The organism is Undibacterium sp. GW821-FHT11B02 (genome assembly GCF_058808955.1).
The window spans coordinates 179,475-195,599 of record NZ_JBXASD010000001.1 but is presented as its reverse complement, the minus strand read 5'-3'; the positions used below and the strand labels follow the sequence as shown (position 1 = coordinate 195,599).

Here is a 16,125-nt window from a genome sequence, read left to right as displayed (position 1 = left end):
TTTCTGGTTTGGTTTAACCGTGCACGCTGCGACTGTCCGCAGGTGCCTGTTCTCTTTCATGCAAGCCATAATCGCGCACCACGGCGGCGATACGCAGACGGTAAGCGGCAAACACATGGCCGCGCCCCTGGGTTTGCGCTGCCCGGTGTTCTTCGGTATTACGCCAGTTGGCGACAGCGGCTTCATCGCGCCAGAAAGACAGCGACAAAATCTTGGCAGGATCAACCAGGCTTTGAAAACGCTCAATGGAAATAAATCCATCCATTTCTTTCAGCAAAGGCGCAAGCTCAGCGGCAATGTCCAGATATTCCTGCTTATTGTTTGCATGGGGAATGACTTCAAAAATAACGGCGATCATGGGGTCTCCTGGTTGTTGAGAAACATCTGATTGAGTAGTAAATTTCACGAGCATGGTTGCCAAGGCAGGTTACGTGGGTTTCCCTGTTTTGACAGGTATGGCAACACGTGCCGGGATGGTCATCGCAGCCACACCAAAAACCACGCAGGCCAAACCTGTCCAAACGGTGGGCGTCATGGTTTCATGCAGTACGACTACACCGATAAGGACGCCAATCGGAACACGCAGATATGCTTGTGCAGTCGTGCCGACGGAACCCAGAGTTCGTACCAGCCGGAAATAAATGACAAACGCCAACGCCGTCGAAAATACCGATAGCCCAAGCAAGGCAAAGACCGACGCGCGGGAAGGTGTGATTGTCCAGGGGTGATCAACAATCAGACTTAAAGGGATCATGATGGCTGTGCCGCAGATCAGGGATCCAGCAGCAGGCTGCATGGGGTCGAGACCTTTAAAATGTTTGCCATACATGGCGGCACCTGCATAACAGATAGTGGCCAGGATAATGGCAAGTTGTGGCATCAATTGCTCGCCCAGGCCATGCAGGACTTCCATGCCGATGATGAGGCAGGTTCCTGCCAGTCCTACGACTACACCGAACAGCTTACGTGGGGTGACCGATTCATGGCGGGTAATCATCCACGTTCCCAGAAATGTCAAAATTGGGGCACCGGAATTCAGGATGGTGGCAAGACCAGCATCGACCGACCGTTCCGCCCATGCTATCAGCGTAAATGGTACGACGCTATTCAGCAATGCCTGCACCATGAAACGACGCCATATAACTGCGTCGCGGGACAGACGGATGCCACGCCAGCGCATGATAGCCAACAATAAAGTACTGGCGATCAGCGTGCGTGCTGCGATAAAGGTCACTGGCGGGATGGTGACCACACCGATTTTGATAAAGGTATAGGACGCTCCCCACAAGGTAGAAAGTGCCAGTAACAGCGCGAGTTCAGTAGCAACATTATTTTTCTGATTCGCGACAATGCTGACTTCAGTCATGACAACTCCATATTGTGATTGAATACCGGAATACGGCCATTCAGCGAAGGGCGGTAAGCCCAGCTTAGTCTGCCCCAGTCAAACAACGAGTTAGTCAACAGATGGTGGAGACTACTGGCGCTAATCTGTTCGGCAATCGCCTGACCGGGGCAGGCGTGCCGGGCATGGCCGAAGGTGAATACCTTGCGGTCCGTTCTGTCCAGTTGCAGGCTATCTGCATCACGGTTGGCCGATTCGTCACGATTGGCGGCTGCCAGCAAGACCACGATCACATCACCGGGCTGCAAAGCCTGGCCCGCAATGTCGCATGCCTGAGTCACGAAGCGCCGTGTGTTTTGTACCGGGGCATCGTAGCGGGCTACTTCTGCAACCAGGTCTTTTATTCTTTGTGGCTGACTAGCAGACACTTCACACACTATATGTATCAGGTCTGGTCGTTGCTGCAAAGCGATGATGCTATTACCCGCCAGACCCGCTGTTGCTTCATAAGTCTGTGATAACAAGCCTATAAGGTTGGCCAATAAGGCATCTGCATTGTTCCAGCCCACTTGTAGTGCTTCTGCCTGCAGGCGTGCCAGAAAGCTGTCCGGTTCAACCGCAGTGTCTTGTAGCAGTTGGCGAAAACTGGCTTGTAAAGCCTGTGCGGCTGCATGGGCTGCCTCGATTTGTGGTGGGGTACTGAGCGGCGACAGACAGCGCACAAAATCAGCCATCCATATGGACAGCCTGACCAATACGTCTTGCCTGAAACCCAGAGTGCTGCCCATGACATGGATAGGGAGGTCGAACAGATACTGGCTTAGGCCTTCGCCATCATCCAATGCATACTGGCGTGTTAGTGCCAGCGCATGCTGTTGGGCATGCAGGGCAAGAACTGATAAATCCAGTTGGCGCAATGTGGTTTGCATGACTTGTTTGGGCTGGGCATGGGCCTGGCCTTCGTTCATGCGCATCAAATGGGCGAATATCTCACTGGCTGAACCGCCAACGATATTGCGCGGCACTGGTTCGGCGGTCGGCCTGACGGCACAGCTTGTGGATTCCAGCACTTGCTGTACCACATCTGCGCGGCTGGTTATCCAGCATTTGAATTCAGCTTCATATGCCAATGCCGGACCCTGACGCAGGCTGGCGTAATACGGGTAGGGGTCAGAATTGCTTGCGGCATTCAGGATGTTAATGGTGTTTGTCTGGTTCATGGCTATGCTCTATCGTGCATGGGTAGGTGATGCAGTATAGGGCTTGTTTGCATTGAACAATTCGTCTACCATCAAACTATGAATGCAGATAATCTCCATTATGCCGATACCCAATTAGCCAGACTGGCCGGTGCCATCGCCGAACCAGCCCGCGCCCGCATGCTGTGTAACCTGATGGACGGGCGCGCCCGTACCAGTACTGAACTGGCAACAGTGGCCGAGGTCAGCCCTTCCACAGCCAGTGTGCATTTGAGCAAGTTGCTGGAACAACATCTGGTGAATGTGGTGGCGCAGGGCAAGCATCGCTATTACCAATTGGCCAGCCCCGAAGTGGCTAATGCGCTGGAATCTCTGTTATTGATTGCAGGCTTGCCCAGACCGCCTTTTGTGCCAAATACGCCAGACCGACTGCGCAAGGCACGTACCTGCTATGACCATATGGCGGGAGAAGTGGCGGTGGGTATGCATGATTATCTGTTGCAGCAAGCCTGGATCACCACCGTGGAAGGTGAAGATACTGCCTATGAATTGACGGCAGAAGGCGTGCTTGCACTGGAAAAACTGGGGCTGGATGTGGCCACTACACGCAAGGCCAGACGCAGGTTCGCCTGCTCATGCCTCGATTGGAGTGAGCGCACACCTCATCTAGGAGGTGCGCTGGGAGCAGCTTTGTTGAATTTATTGCTCAGCCATGCCTGGCTGGAGCGTGATTTGGACAGCCGGGCACTGGCGCTGACGAACAAGGGCAAACGCGAATTTCAAAAGGTGTTTGCCCTGAAAACCTGAACTAATCTGAGTCTGCTCAGGATTTGATTTTTGCCAGACGCGAGATGATGGCTGGCTTCAGCTTGCGGAAGTAGATCAGGTCGATGACGAATACGGAACACAGTGAAATGGCAATAGTGACCATACCGCTGATCCAGATGGAGTCCGGTGCAAATATCAGGTTGGCAAAATACACAGACGTGAATATCGTCATGGCTATCATCAATTCACGCCAGAGCGGCTTGCGTGTCTTTAATGTCGCTAGCTCTGCATGGTAGATGAGTTCTGCATAGTGCTTGGGCGCAACGTCTTTTAATTCAGGTACGGCCAGCAATAAGATATCGGTGCTGAATTTTTGCATGATAGGATTCCTTTATCAGCCTGAAACCAGGCCATGGGTAGATTATCTGCCTCAATATGCATCAGGTCCACGGTCAAATTGTAAGACATTTACCGCCCATGATTGCTACAGATTGTGTCGCCGCGATTGCCCGGACAAGCTTGCCATTCTATTCACTTGTCTAAAAGATATGTCAACACATCTTGAGCGAAAATAGCATAAGGAATCACAAAAATCTTATGGCTTTGGGAATAATAAGCGGGTTTGCCTATGGTAAGGTATGTGCAAACTGTTTCTACTATTTGCATCATGTGTCAATTACTTGGAATGAACTGCAATACCCCGACTGATATTGTCTTCAGTTTTACCGGGTTTGCTACGCGTGGCGGTTTAACGGACGAGCACAAAGACGGCTGGGGTATCGCTTTCTTTGAAGGCAGCGGTGTGCGCCTGTTTGTTGATCATCAGTCAGCGGTTGAATCACCCGTGGCCGAGCTGATCAAGCGTTATCCCATTAAATCCAGGAATGTCATCGCGCATATCCGCAAGGCCACACAGGGCCAGGTCAGCCTGGAAAACTGTCACCCTTTTGTGCGCGAATGCTGGGGCCGTTACTGGGTATTCGCCCACAATGGTGACCTCAAAGAGTTTCATCCTGTGCTGGATGGCAGTTTTCAGCCGGTCGGCAATACCGATAGCGAGCGCGCATTTTGCTACCTGTTGCAACGCATGCGCCGCCATTTTGGTGAGCAGTTGCCATCGGTTGAGCAATTGGCTCTGTTCATGCACGAAATCACCGCAGAAATTGCCAGCTTCGGCACCTTCAACATGATGTTGTCGAATGGCGAAGCGCTGTTCACGCATTGCTCAACCAAACTTTACTATATCGTGCGCCAGCATCCTTTCAGTACGGCTGCCTTGACGGATGAAGATGTGGCCGTGGATTTTTCGCAGGTGACTACGCCCGCTGACAAGGTTGCCATCATCGTGACTGAACCGCTGACCACCAATGAACACTGGACCCAGTGCGAATCTGGCCAGATGCTGGTCTTTGTCGATGGTGATGTATTGGCACTGCCCTTATCCTCAACTGAGGTGGCAGCATGAACCAGCGCCTGATGGATCAGCTTGATACCAATTTATTGCGTGTCCTGCATACCCTGCTGACGGAACGAAGTGTCACCCGCACAGCCATGAAACTGGGGCAATCACAACCTGCCATCAGCAATATGCTGAAGCGCCTGCGCGAAATCACTGGCGACGCCATCCTGGTACGGGGTAAAAATGGCATGACTGCCACAGAACGTGGTGAAGAATTATTGCTGCTGGCCCGCCAGGGGCTCAACGTGATGGAAAGCATCGCCAGCCCGGCCCCCGCCTTCATGCCCGCATCCACCCAGCGGGTATTTCAACTGGGCGCACCCGATTACCTGAGTGCCTTGCTGATCCCGCTGATCATAGAAAAACTGCGTGAACAGGCACCAAATGCCGGCCTGACCGTGCATGCCCTGAATGCCGGTTTTGATTATGCGAATGCCTTGGAAACTGGCGAACTGGATTGCGTCATCGGCAACTGGCCAGACCTGCCACAGCACCTGCATCTGGCGCAATTATTTGAAGATGAAGTGGTGTGCATGGTGCATCGCAAGCACCCGGTTGTCAGCAAGGGTCTGTCGATCAAATATTATCTGGAAATGGCCCACCTTGCCCCGACACCCTACATGATGGGCCACCGCAGCATCATCGATACCGCATTGGCAGAACAGGGCCTGAAGCGCAAGATACAGATGACCATCCCTTACTTCGGCATGGTGCCCTACGTCCTGTCCCGCACCGACCTGATCTTCACCACCAGCCGCAGCTTTGCCGTGCAGTGCGCCAAAGACTGGCCGATAGAAGTCCTGCCCATGCCCATTACCGTACCCAAAATGAAATTCTTCATGCTCTGGCACGAACGCGCACATGCAGCGGCAGAAGTGCAGTGGTTACGGCGGATAGTGGCGGAGGCGTCGGCCAAGGTGATGGTGTAGATGATTTGTATTAATCGGCGGGGGACAATGTGGCGCAAACAGGTAACCCACCTACGCAGGCAGGCCGTTTTCCAAATCGCCGTGCCCTTCCAGCTCTTCGATGACGACACTGGACCTGTGCGGTTGTGCTTCCGCCGCCGCACCGCCGAACATCTGGTAAACTTTGTTACCAATGCCGTGCAGGGCTGCCAGCAGATCGGACGGATTCATGCTCATCAACTTTTCCAACCCCGACGCAGCGTAATGGCCAATAGGGCCAGGCAATACGAGATTGAGTCCGGTCATGGCGATGGAACCGACCAAGAGTCCGGTAGCTCCTTTCTCCATGTAATCCTTCGCCCCCTTGTTGGCCGCCAGCACGGCAAACATGACGATACTCAATCCGACAAAAGTTTTGAATTCCTCCAGCGCATCCTTGCGGCTGACATTGCCATCGGCAACTAGGCTGAACATCAAGGCGGAGGTGAATGCAGCATCCGCCCCCAAGTCTACCACGCCGATCTTGTCGGGAATCATGAGTATCGTGGTCGCGGCGCACACGCCGGTGGCAAATGTGGCCAGTGCTAACTTGGTCTTGCGATCCTTGTTTTCCGTGGCGAGTTCGGGCGCGTGGGTGCCCAGAAGGCTGGAGAGTTCCTCGGCTATCTGCTGGTAGGCGTTCACTGCAATGGAAACTTGCTTGCTGACGTGCGGACTGAGTTCAAGATGTTCGTTTGCGACGAATGCTTTCTTGGTGTTGAGCAGGCTTTTCTGATCCGTATTAATGGTGTAGACGATCTGGTTCATCACTTCGCGAATGCGGGTCTGCTGCTCTTCACTCAAGGACGTAGTGGTGGAGAACAAGTCCCGGCCCGCCTTCATCATGGCGGGATGAGGATCTCCGCTATACCACTTATTGACTTTCTCCTTGATTTCCTTCGACATGAACCCTCCGAATAGCGCGCCGGTGGAGATGACACCAAGCGCCGCGTTGAAGGGCGTGCTTTTATTAAGGAAGCGCAAGCTCTTGACAAAGGTCGGCAAGGCAAACAATCCGGCCTGGACTATGTTGGCGTAGTAGCGCGACATGGTGCGATCCTTCAGCAGCAGGTTGCCGACAGTAGGAGTGCGCATCATGCCCACACCCTCGACCATGGCCTTGAAGATCAAGGCCATGATTTCCGCCTCTGCCTTTTGCTGAACGGGTTTGGTGAACATTGGGACGAGCAGCGGCAGCGGTGCCAGCAAGGCGTGGATGGCGACAATTTTTGACGCACGATTTGATAGTGACTTGTTGGTATTGAGTTCATCGAGGGCCTGCGTTACCTGATCAAGCCTGGCCGAAATGGCTTCTTTCAATTCCGCCGGCGCGGCAACATCGTTGCTGTTCAAGATGGCTTTCAAGTCGGCCATGTTGGCCGACAGACGAGCAAGTTCGCCATCGCGTCCCTGCAACGGTGCGAGAAACTCGCCATCATCTGCCTTGGATAGTAGTGTACGGATATCGGACATGCGGGCGAAAGAGTGCATTGCCGCTTTGAAGCCGGAGGATGCTTCATCTGCAGCGCAAGCGACCGGGTCAGATACATTGGTCGCGCGGGCGGGCATGTTCGAATGCCGCAACAGTGTCAAGATCTGACTGTCACTGCGTTGCGTGTGATGGCCTAAAAGCATTGCGGAGTCGGAGCGCGCCACGGCGGCATTGGCAGTACCGGAAGATTCGCCGATTTCCAAGGCGGCGTGACGCGGCCCAATATCGGATGAGGCCCTTCGCACCACTGAAAGCCGTTCCAATCCAGCGAATTGCGCCGACACGATGCTCCCAGGTCGCTCGTCCGGCGTGTATCGGTTTTCCGGTGCGGGCGCTGTTTCCTGGGGGTGTTCCGAGTGAGCTGAGGTTTCTGCATGAACTTTATCGGATTGTATCTTCATGATGCTGTATTCCTTATCGCAATTATTGTGAAAGAACGACGGCGTTGCCGCCGTCGTCGAATGTCGATTGACGGTATTTTCAATTTCACTCCGGCACGCGGATAGTAATTGGACGAAGGACGAAAATCTGCCTGTCTATGCGAAGCGATGTGCTGCGTTTTATGCAAAAGACGTCAAAGGCGTGATTTATGTGCACATGTGCCGGATATCCGGAAAACTGGTCTGCACTTCAAGAAGAACGCGATAAATTAATGACGAAGCAAGCCGCGATCTAGCCGACTGCACACATCGCGTGCCTCGGCTCAACTGAGTGCTTGCACCGATGTCGGCACCGATGTCCATGGCCTGGTGGTCCTGATAGTGAATCCAGTAGGTCAGGGTGTGATGATTCACCTTGATCCCTAAATAGTAGTCTTTCGACGACGTTCTTGAAGAAGGCTGATTACCCAGTTGTTAAACGATCCTTGCCTGGCAGATGTCCTGCCTTTGTCTGTGCGCATGGTCAGATACGTGGCTAATTTCCGGGTCAATACCGATGAGCTGCACTTCTATATAAACTCAGAAAATCCTATGCTCTTCGACAGGAAGAGGTGGTGTCTTATTTAAACCAAGTTTTAATGCAGTCACAAGGGCATGAATACCTTTTGTTTCCAGGTCAGTTTCGGTAATGCGTTTTGTCCAGATACCGTCTGAATGAGTAAGAACACTGAGATCGAAAGTTCCATCTCCATGCCCTTCTAGTGTGTATCCATCACGAGTCAATTTTTGCAGCTGCGCGATGTAGGGATGTTGCTCTGCGGCTGGGCCCATGATCGGGGCCAGCCATTTTTTACGGAAATGAATGGTTGCGACTTCTGCGGCTTTCACGCGCACATTTTCACTACGATCATTCAAGCCAGAGATGAGTATTTCATCTACGAGAAAATTGGGTGTCGCTCTTCCCTCGATGCAGCAAAGCGCCGCATATCGCGCTTTAGCCTTCTTGCTTTTCGAAATTTCGACCAGGATTGAGTTCGCGTCGATCCCGTTCTTTTGCAAAATCGTGATAAGTTCTACGGTATTTGCCCAAACCAGTGCATGAGTGTTACTTGCTCCATCTATAAATACCTGTAATTGTTCCTTTGATAAATGGCCCATGTCGAGTGCAGAATCACAGGCATCGGCAATTAAAAGAAGCAATTTGATTGATTCGCTGTCACTGGGGCGGCTGCGTCGTACTTCCAGCCATGCTTCAATTTTTGCACGTTGCTGACCCATTTATTTCCTCTTTGAGTTTATGCAAATGTTGATTTCCGTCTCTGCAATGATTACTCCTGTAAAGGAAATCGTGGCTGCCCGATAACGGGTCGCCGCGATTTTTGTTGACGTAGAGTTCTGTCGATTTAGCCCGGAACCTTGCCCTCGACGCCCTCGACATAAAACTTCACATCATGCAGGAACTTGTCATCCGCAACTGCATCCTTGCCCAGTACTTCTTTACCGGTATTGTCCTTGATCGGACCTTTCCAGATCGGTGCTGTGCCGTCGATGACGCCCTGGCGTTTGTCGGCGATGAGTTTTTTCACGTCATCTGACAGGCTGGCGTTGAAGTTTTTCAGGTCTATCATGTTTTCTTTCAGGCCCCACCAGGTGGTGTCTGATTTCCATTTGCCATCCAGTGCTTCACCGACGCGTTTGGTGTAATACACGCCCCAGTCAATGACGGATGCTGCCAGGTGAGCCTTGGCGCCGAACTTGCTCATGTCGCTATCCCAGCCAAAGGCATACACGCCTTTTTCTTCAGCGGTCTGTACTACGGCGGCAGAGTCGGTGTTTTGCATCAGTACATCCACACCCTGGCCGATGAGGGTGGTGGCAGCTTCACGTTCTTTGCCCGGGTCAAACCATTTGTTCACCCAGACTACCTTGGTCGTCGCTTTGGGGTTGACTGAACGTGCGCCCAGCGTGAAGGAATTGATATTGCGCAGCACTTCAGGAATAGGGATGGAGGCAACGACGCCCAGTTTGCCAGATTTGCTCATCTTGCCGGCGGCGATACCTGCAAGGTAGGCACCTTCATACGTGCGTACATCATATTGCGCCATGTTGTCGGCGGTTTTGTAGCCGGTGGCGTGTTCAAATTTCACGTCAGGAAAGTCTTTGGCCACTTTCAGCATGGCTTCCATGTAACCGAAGGTGGTACCGAAGATCACCTTGTTGCCCTGGGTGGCCAGGTCGCGGATGACGCGTTCAGCATCGGCGGCACTTTCTGGCACGTTTTCAACAAAGGTGGTTTTAACCTTGTCACCATATTTGGCTTCGACCGCCTTGCGGCCAACATCATGGGCAAATGTCCAGCCTGCATCACCCACCGGGCCAACATAGATGAAGCCGACTTTCAGCGGCTCAGGTGCCGCGGGCGCGGCTGCTGCACTGGCTGGCGCAGCAGATGCTGAGGAAGCAGGTTTGCTTTCTTCTTTCTGACCACAAGCGGCAAGACCAAGAGTCCCAATTACCGCCAGAGACAGCGCGGCTGTCAGGGTTTTTCTGCGAGAAATTTTCATGGTGAGCTTCCTATGCTAGGTAACTAAGTTTCGTAAAATAAAAAGAATACAGCAAAAAAATTTATCCAGGACCGCCTTCAGGCAGAACCGGGACGGAAAGGTTTCCCCAGTGACGCAGGCATGTTCAAGCGTATCCAGTCCGGATTGCGCGAAATCAGTACCAGCACCACGATGGTCGCAGCATAAGGCAGCATGGACAGAATTTCCGAAGGGATGGCAATGCCTATCGCCTGAAAATGGAACTGCAATATCGTCACACTACCAAACAGTAAGGCACCGAGCAAGACGCGTGCCGGGCGCCAGGTGGCAAAGGTGGTCAGGGCCAGTGCAATCCAGCCACGACCTGCTACCAGACCTTCCACCCACATCGGTGTATAGACCACGGACAGGTAAGCCCCCGCTATGCCACAGCAGGCACCACTGAACAGCAGGGCAATATAACGGATTTTGCGTACCGGATAGCCCAGGGCATGGGCGGATTCTGGCGATTCGCCAACCGCACGCAAGATCAGGCCAGCCCGGCTACGGTATAGAAACCAGATAATCGCCACGCACAATATCAGGCTGAAATACACGATGCCATGCTGGTCGAACAGCGCCTTGCCCAGGAATGGGATATCAGACAGGTAAGGTATGCCATGTCCGCCGCCGGGTAGTGATTGGCCAACAAAAGACTGCCCGATAAAGGCCGACAGGCCACCACCGAAGATGGACAATGCCAGCCCGGTGGCTACCTGATTGGTGGCCAGCACCAGCGCCAGCCAGGCAAACAGGGTGGCCATCAGCATACCGGCAATGGCACCGGCGACAAAGCCCAGCCAGGGCATATGGGTCTGGTGGGCGACGGCAAAGCCGACAATGGCGGCCACCAGCATCATGCCTTCGGCACCAAGATTGAGCACACCTGCACGCTCATTGATCAGCAGGCCCAGCGCAGCGATCAGCAAGGGCGTACCGGAATTGATGGAGGCGGCGATCAGCGCAGCAAAATTTTCCATGGTCGCTTATTTCTGCCAACGAAGGCGGTAATTGATCAAGGTATCGCAGGCCAGCAGCAAAAACAGCAGCATGCCCTGGAACAGTCCGGTGATGGCAGATGGCAGGCCAAGCCGTGATTGCGCCATTTCGCCACCCAGATAAAACAGGGATAGCACCAGACCGCCAAAGATGGTGCCTATGGGGTTAAGTCGACCAATAAATGCGACGATGATGGCGGCAAAACCATAGCCCGGTGAAATCGAAGGCAAGACCTGGCCTATGGGGCCCGCTACCTCAAACGCGCCTGCCATGCCGGCAAAGCCGCCAGAAATCAGCAAGGATGTCCACAAAGCCTTGCGGCTGGAAAAACCTGCATAGCGTGCCGCCAGTGGTGCCAGCCCACCCACGGTCAGGCGGTAACCGGCGAAGCTGCGATACACAAAGGCTGCCATCAGGCCACTGGCAAGCAGCATGACGATAAAGCCTACATGCAGGCGGCTACCCTGAAACAGATGCGGTAATAAATAGTCGCTGGAAAATACCTTGGATTGCGGAAAATTCATACCGCCTGGATCTTTCAGCGGGCCATTCACGGCATACATCAACAGCAGTTGTGCAATGTAAGTCAGCATCAGCGACACCAGGATTTCATTCGCGTTAAAACGGTCACGCAATAGCGCAGTGATACTGGCCCATAGTGCACCACCGATGACACCGGCGCAGGTTGCCAGTATCAGTACCATCCCACCCGACAAACCTGGTGTGCCCGTATCAAAAAACAGGATGGTGCTACCCGCTGCCAGACCACCCGCAATCAACTGGCCTTCGGCACCGATGTTCCATACATTGGCACGGTAACAGACTGACAGCCCCAGCGCGCACAGTACCAGTGGTGTGGTCTTCAGCAATAATTCGGCAATCGCCGCCTTGCTGCGTATCGGTTCGATCAAAAACACCTGCAAGCCAGTCAAAGGGTTTTTGCCCAAAGCCATGAACAACAGGGCACCAAAAAAGATGGTCAGCAACAGCGCCAGTACCGGTGAAAAATAAGCCATGCTGCGCGAACTGCCAGCGCGTAATTCCAGCTTAAGCATGGTCCACCTCTTTGCGGCGGCGGGTCTTGCCCAGCGATACGGTTTCTGCTGTTTCCCCATCTTCCCACAGGCCACTCATCCACAAACCTATTTTCTCGCGCGTGGCAGTGGACGTGGCGATAGAGGGTGACAGGCGTCCTTTGGCGATAACATGCATGCGGTTGCAAAGTTCAAACAGTTCGTCCAGTTCTTCAGAAATGATCAGCACGGCACAACCAGCCTGTTTCAACTGACGGATTTCTGCATGGATCTGGGCTGCCGCACCCACGTCCACACCCCAGGTGGGTTGAGCGACGATAAAGACATCCGGTTGCCGCGTGATCTCGCGGCCAACGATGAATTTTTGCAGGTTGCCACCAGACAGGCTGCGGGCCAGCGCCGCCGGACCAGATGCCTTGACACGAAAGCGGCTGATGATATCTGCCGCCGCCTGTATGGTATGGCGAAAATTGATCATGCCATGGCGCACGAATTGTCCATGCTGATGCGACAGCAACATGTTGTCAGTGAGGCTCATTTCCGGCACGGCACCACGGCCCAGTCTTTCTTCCGGTACCAGGCTCTGGCCCAGGTTGCGTCGTGCTTCCGGCCCCAGGTTGCCAACCAGTTGGCCCTTCAGACGTATCATCCTGGCACCGGCACGACGGTCTTCACCAGACAGGGCGGCCAGCAATTCTTGCTGGCCATTGCCGGATACGCCGGCGATGCCGACGATTTCGCCACCAAAGACTTCCATGTCGATGTCATACAATGCGGTCGCAAACGCATGTGCCTTGGGCAGGCTCAGGCCGCTGAGTATCAGGCGCGATTCACCCAGTATGCATTCGCCGGTCTCTGTGGATTGCGGCAAGTCTTCACCTATCATCATGCGTGACAGGCTGGCGGCAGTTTCTTGCGCCGGATCACAATGCCCGGTCACTTTGCCAGCCCGCATGACGGTGGCTGAATGACAGAGTTCACGGATTTCATCGAGCTTGTGGCTGATGTACAGGATGCTGCATCCTTCGGCTGCAATCTGGCGCAGGGTCACAAACAGTTTTTGCACGGCCTGCGGTGTCAGCACTGAAGTTGGCTCATCGAGTATCAACAATTGCGGTTTGGTCAGCAGGGCACGCACGATTTCCACGCGTTGCCTTTCACCGACAGACAGGGTGTGGACATGGCGATGTGGTTCCAGTTCGAGGCCATACCTGTCGCCAGTCTGGGCGATCTGTTCTGCCAGCGCCTGCATATTGACGTTCTTGTCCAGCCCAAGCGCAATGTTTTCTGCAACCGTCAGGGTATCAAACAGCGAAAAATGCTGGAACACCATGGCGATGCCTAGTTTGCGCGCATCTTGTGGCGTTCCAATCCTGGTTTCTTCACCATTCCAGCGCAGCGTGCCTGCATCAGGCTTGACAGCACCGAAGATGATTTTCATCAGCGTTGACTTGCCTGCGCCATTTTCGCCCAGTACTGCATGGATTTCGCCGGGTGCCACTTGCAGGTCAACCTGATCATTGGCAATGACCGAAGGATAGCGTTTAGAGATGCCTTTCAAGTCCAGTCGGGGCAAGTTTGGCGTAACGGCAGAATTCACTTTATCCTTTCGAACCAAAGGTAGGTAATCAAGAGTAGAGAGTAAGCCCATCGCTCAACATCACGTGAACGGCATGGCCATCATTTGCATCACATTATAAGTGTGTCAACCGCACAAATTCAAAATCTCTGTGCCATTTGCATAGCCAGTGCTTTACGATGATTTTGGGCAATTAGCCAGGATGATGAAATTTTTAGCAGACCAGTCGTTCGCGTTGTTTGCAAGCATCAGCCATGCCAGCCTGAGGTATCCGGGCAATGAATGTCAGGTACGTATAAAATGAAACGGTTTAAAGTTCCAGTCTAACTTTGCCCATGCAAAAGACCTTCCACGATGAAGCACGAATGTGGCGCAGCCCGCTCTTGCCGGATGCCGAATTGCTGACGGCTGAATATTTTGCCCAGGAATTTGCACCTCACTGGCATGAAGGCTTTGCCATTCCCGTTATCCAGTCTGGTGCACAAACTTATCGTTATCGTGGAGCACGCTGCCTGGCTGCAGTGGGCTGTATCGCCGCCATCAACCCTGGCGAAGTACATACCGGCGAAAGGGCGACTGAACACGGCTGGGCTTACCGTGCTTTTTACCCTTCGGTTGCCTGGATGCAGCAATTGTCGGCAGATATGACGGGTACACAGGCAGGTATTCCCTGGTTGCCAGATGGTGTGATCGAAGATGCCGAAGTTTCCAGTCACCTGGCAATCGCACACCGTCTGCTGGAAACAGCTGCTGACCCTTTGGCTGCAGAAAATGCGCTGACAGCCGGTTTTGCCTTGCTGTTGTCGCGCTATGCACGTACCCGGCCTGCCTTGCAATCCATCTTGCCAGATGCTGCGAGGGTGGAATTGATGAAGGCCAGACTCAGTGAAAACCTGGACCAGCCCATGAGTCTGAGTGATCTGGCGCGGGAAGTTGCACTTTCCCCTTTTTATGCCGCACGCCTGTTTTCCCGCAGCACCGGCATGCCACCTCACGCCTGGCGCAATCAGCTCAGGCTGAACCGTGCACAGGGGTTGCTGCGACAGGGATTATCTGTGACTGATATTGCCAACATGACAGGTTTTGCCGACCAAAGTCATTTCAACCGCCATTTCAAACGCGCCTTCGGCGTAGCACCAGGGCGCTGGCGACTATAAAAGCGCAAGATTGTACAAGCGCAAAATCCGCCAGGCGTGCATGATTTGACATCCACATGTCTCAAAGGATGCATTCCATGCCAAGCTCTCCCAGACTCAGCAAATTTACTGCCGGTATCCGCGATACCGTGCCCATGCTGGTCGGCGCTGCCCCTTTCGGCATGATATTCGGTGCCCTGGTGGCTACTGCACAATTGAACGTATGGCAGGGGCAGCTCATGTCGCTGTCGGTATTTGCCGGCTCCAGCCAGTTTATTGCCGTTGGCCTGATTGCCGGGCATGCCAGCATGTTCGTGATCTGGCTGGCGACCCTGATCGTGAATCTGAGGCATATGCTGTATGCCGCTTCACTGATGCCCTATGTGCGCCATTTGCCGCGGCGCTGGCGCTGGATCCTGGGATTTTTATTGACGGATGAAACCTTTGCTGTGGTCGATGGTTTTTATCGTGAACATCACCATACCAAAGATGGTCACTGGTATTTTCTGGGATCGGGCTTGTCCATGTATGTCAACTGGCAGTGCTGGACGCTGGTGGGCCTGTTGTTTGGTGCCATTTTCCCGAAATTGCAGACCCTGGGGCTGGATTTTGCCATGGTGGCAACCTTTATTGCCATTGTGGTGCCACAGTTATATCGGCGACCACATTTATTGGCGGCGATCGTGGCTGGCAGCAGTGCCTACGCGTTGCAGAGTTTGCCTTACAAACTGGGTTTGCTGGTCGCCGTGGTCGCAGGTGTGGGTACCGGCATGCTGGCGTCCAGATTCAACACTAGCAAACAAAATGCAGCAGAAAACGAAGTGGAACCAGCATGAATATCACTTTAACCATACTTGGCATGGCCGCCATTACTTTCGTAATCAAGGCACTGATCTTCATGCTGGGGGACCGTGTGATGTTTTCTGCCAATGTACGCAAGGCGCTGGACTTTGTGCCAGTGACGGTGCTGACCGCCATTATCGTCCCGATGATACTGTCGCCGCATGGGCAGGAGCTGGAATTAAGCTGGCGCAATCCGCAACTGGTGGCAGCCTCTTTGGCGGCCATGGTCTGCGCTGCAACACGTCATCAACTGGCGACCATCATCGTAGGTCTGCTGGTTTTTTTCAGCTGGCAATTCATGCTTGCCTGAGTGGCAGGAATAAAGATAGCTGTGTAGCGTAGTAATATGTCTGTTTTTTTGA

At 53.4% G+C, this 16,125-nt stretch carries 16 protein-coding genes; 6 read left to right on the top strand and 10 right to left on the bottom strand.

What is annotated here, in order from left to right:
• Window positions 1-13: 13 nt before the first annotated feature.
• The 3 genes from AC1RVX_RS00900 to AC1RVX_RS00890 all read right to left on the bottom strand — a co-directional run bounded on the left by AC1RVX_RS00900 (window position 14) and on the right by AC1RVX_RS00890 (window position 2,565).
• Window positions 14-358 (bottom strand): antibiotic biosynthesis monooxygenase family protein, encoded by a 345-nt coding sequence (locus tag AC1RVX_RS00900; RefSeq protein WP_493214705.1) that lies wholly within the window; start codon window positions 356-358, stop codon window positions 14-16.
• Between the two features lie 69 nt (window positions 359-427).
• Window positions 428-1,366 (bottom strand): DMT family transporter, encoded by a 939-nt coding sequence (locus AC1RVX_RS00895; protein ID WP_493214704.1) that lies wholly within the window; start codon window positions 1,364-1,366, stop codon window positions 428-430.
• A complete protein-coding gene (locus AC1RVX_RS00890) occupies window positions 1,363-2,565 on the bottom strand; it encodes a cytochrome P450 (protein ID WP_493214703.1) in 1,203 nt (400 codons plus the stop codon). The genes AC1RVX_RS00895 and AC1RVX_RS00890 overlap by 4 nt, the downstream gene beginning before the upstream one ends.
• Before the next feature lie 78 nt (window positions 2,566-2,643).
• Here AC1RVX_RS00890 and AC1RVX_RS00885 point away from each other — a divergent pair, with 78 nt between their 5' ends.
• On the top strand, window positions 2,644-3,351 hold the full coding sequence (locus AC1RVX_RS00885; RefSeq protein WP_493214702.1) for an ArsR/SmtB family transcription factor: 708 nt from the start codon (window positions 2,644-2,646) through the stop codon (window positions 3,349-3,351).
• 16 nt (window positions 3,352-3,367) lie between these two features.
• Here AC1RVX_RS00885 and AC1RVX_RS00880 read toward each other — a convergent pair whose 3' ends face one another.
• Window positions 3,368-3,691 carry a hypothetical protein gene (locus AC1RVX_RS00880; RefSeq protein WP_493214701.1) on the bottom strand — a complete coding sequence of 108 codons (324 nt, stop codon included), beginning with the start codon at window positions 3,689-3,691 and terminating at the stop codon, window positions 3,368-3,370.
• Between the two features lie 288 nt (window positions 3,692-3,979).
• Between AC1RVX_RS00880 and AC1RVX_RS00875 the strand changes: the two genes are divergently transcribed.
• Entirely contained in the window at window positions 3,980-4,777 is a 798-nt protein-coding gene (locus tag AC1RVX_RS00875) for a class II glutamine amidotransferase (RefSeq protein ID WP_493214700.1), read from the top strand.
• Window positions 4,774-5,700 (top strand): LysR family transcriptional regulator, encoded by a 927-nt coding sequence (locus AC1RVX_RS00870; RefSeq protein ID WP_493214699.1) that lies wholly within the window; start codon window positions 4,774-4,776, stop codon window positions 5,698-5,700. Before AC1RVX_RS00875 ends, AC1RVX_RS00870 begins: the two co-directional genes overlap by 4 nt.
• Window positions 5,701-5,751: 51 nt before the next feature.
• Here AC1RVX_RS00870 and AC1RVX_RS00865 read toward each other — a convergent pair whose 3' ends face one another.
• From AC1RVX_RS00865 to AC1RVX_RS00840, 6 genes are all read right to left on the bottom strand, one after another.
• Window positions 5,752-7,611, bottom strand: a complete 1,860-nt coding sequence (locus AC1RVX_RS00865) for a hypothetical protein (protein ID WP_493214698.1) — start codon at window positions 7,609-7,611, stop codon at window positions 5,752-5,754.
• Between the two features lie 558 nt (window positions 7,612-8,169).
• Window positions 8,170-8,868, bottom strand: a complete 699-nt coding sequence (locus tag AC1RVX_RS00860; RefSeq protein WP_493214697.1) for a hypothetical protein — start codon at window positions 8,866-8,868, stop codon at window positions 8,170-8,172.
• 125 nt (window positions 8,869-8,993) lie between these two features.
• Window positions 8,994-10,154: a BMP family ABC transporter substrate-binding protein gene (locus AC1RVX_RS00855; RefSeq protein ID WP_493214696.1), complete on the bottom strand. Its 1,161-nt coding sequence runs from the start codon at window positions 10,152-10,154 to the stop codon at window positions 8,994-8,996.
• 77 nt (window positions 10,155-10,231) lie between these two features.
• Window positions 10,232-11,152: an ABC transporter permease gene (locus AC1RVX_RS00850; RefSeq protein ID WP_493214695.1), complete on the bottom strand. Its 921-nt coding sequence runs from the start codon at window positions 11,150-11,152 to the stop codon at window positions 10,232-10,234.
• Between the two features lie 6 nt (window positions 11,153-11,158).
• On the bottom strand, window positions 11,159-12,226 hold the full coding sequence (locus tag AC1RVX_RS00845) for an ABC transporter permease (protein ID WP_493214694.1): 1,068 nt from the start codon (window positions 12,224-12,226) through the stop codon (window positions 11,159-11,161).
• Window positions 12,219-13,805 carry an ABC transporter ATP-binding protein gene (locus tag AC1RVX_RS00840; protein WP_493214693.1) on the bottom strand — a complete coding sequence of 529 codons (1,587 nt, stop codon included), beginning with the start codon at window positions 13,803-13,805 and terminating at the stop codon, window positions 12,219-12,221. Before AC1RVX_RS00840 ends, AC1RVX_RS00845 begins: the two co-directional genes overlap by 8 nt.
• A 314-nt stretch (window positions 13,806-14,119) precedes the next feature.
• On the opposite strand from AC1RVX_RS00840, the gene AC1RVX_RS00835 reads away from it, so the two are divergent.
• From AC1RVX_RS00835 to AC1RVX_RS00825, 3 genes are all read left to right on the top strand, one after another.
• A complete protein-coding gene (locus AC1RVX_RS00835) occupies window positions 14,120-14,941 on the top strand; it encodes an AraC family transcriptional regulator (protein WP_493214692.1) in 822 nt (273 codons plus the stop codon).
• A 77-nt stretch (window positions 14,942-15,018) separates the two neighbouring features.
• Entirely contained in the window at window positions 15,019-15,756 is a 738-nt protein-coding gene (locus tag AC1RVX_RS00830; RefSeq protein WP_493214691.1) for an AzlC family ABC transporter permease, read from the top strand.
• Entirely contained in the window at window positions 15,753-16,073 is a 321-nt protein-coding gene (locus AC1RVX_RS00825) for an AzlD domain-containing protein (protein WP_493214690.1), read from the top strand. Before AC1RVX_RS00830 ends, AC1RVX_RS00825 begins: the two co-directional genes overlap by 4 nt.
• Window positions 16,074-16,125 lie beyond the last annotated feature (52 nt).

Coding starts and splice junctions, on each gene's coding strand:
- AC1RVX_RS00900 (WP_493214705.1), bottom strand. CDS start 358: ATGATCGCCGTTATTTTTGAAGTCATTCCCCATGCAAACAATAAGCAG.
- AC1RVX_RS00895 (WP_493214704.1), bottom strand. CDS start 1,366: ATGACTGAAGTCAGCATTGTCGCGAATCAGAAAAATAATGTTGCTACT.
- AC1RVX_RS00890 (WP_493214703.1), bottom strand. CDS start 2,565: ATGAACCAGACAAACACCATTAACATCCTGAATGCCGCAAGCAATTCT.
- AC1RVX_RS00885 (WP_493214702.1), top strand. CDS start 2,644: ATGAATGCAGATAATCTCCATTATGCCGATACCCAATTAGCCAGACTG.
- AC1RVX_RS00880 (WP_493214701.1), bottom strand. CDS start 3,691: ATGCAAAAATTCAGCACCGATATCTTATTGCTGGCCGTACCTGAATTA.
- AC1RVX_RS00875 (WP_493214700.1), top strand. CDS start 3,980: ATGTGTCAATTACTTGGAATGAACTGCAATACCCCGACTGATATTGTC.
- AC1RVX_RS00870 (WP_493214699.1), top strand. CDS start 4,774: ATGAACCAGCGCCTGATGGATCAGCTTGATACCAATTTATTGCGTGTC.
- AC1RVX_RS00865 (WP_493214698.1), bottom strand. CDS start 7,611: ATGAAGATACAATCCGATAAAGTTCATGCAGAAACCTCAGCTCACTCG.
- AC1RVX_RS00860 (WP_493214697.1), bottom strand. CDS start 8,868: ATGGGTCAGCAACGTGCAAAAATTGAAGCATGGCTGGAAGTACGACGC.
- AC1RVX_RS00855 (WP_493214696.1), bottom strand. CDS start 10,154: ATGAAAATTTCTCGCAGAAAAACCCTGACAGCCGCGCTGTCTCTGGCG.
- AC1RVX_RS00850 (WP_493214695.1), bottom strand. CDS start 11,152: ATGGAAAATTTTGCTGCGCTGATCGCCGCCTCCATCAATTCCGGTACG.
- AC1RVX_RS00845 (WP_493214694.1), bottom strand. CDS start 12,226: ATGCTTAAGCTGGAATTACGCGCTGGCAGTTCGCGCAGCATGGCTTAT.
- AC1RVX_RS00835 (WP_493214692.1), top strand. CDS start 14,120: ATGCAAAAGACCTTCCACGATGAAGCACGAATGTGGCGCAGCCCGCTC.
- AC1RVX_RS00830 (WP_493214691.1), top strand. CDS start 15,019: ATGCCAAGCTCTCCCAGACTCAGCAAATTTACTGCCGGTATCCGCGAT.
- AC1RVX_RS00825 (WP_493214690.1), top strand. CDS start 15,753: ATGAATATCACTTTAACCATACTTGGCATGGCCGCCATTACTTTCGTA.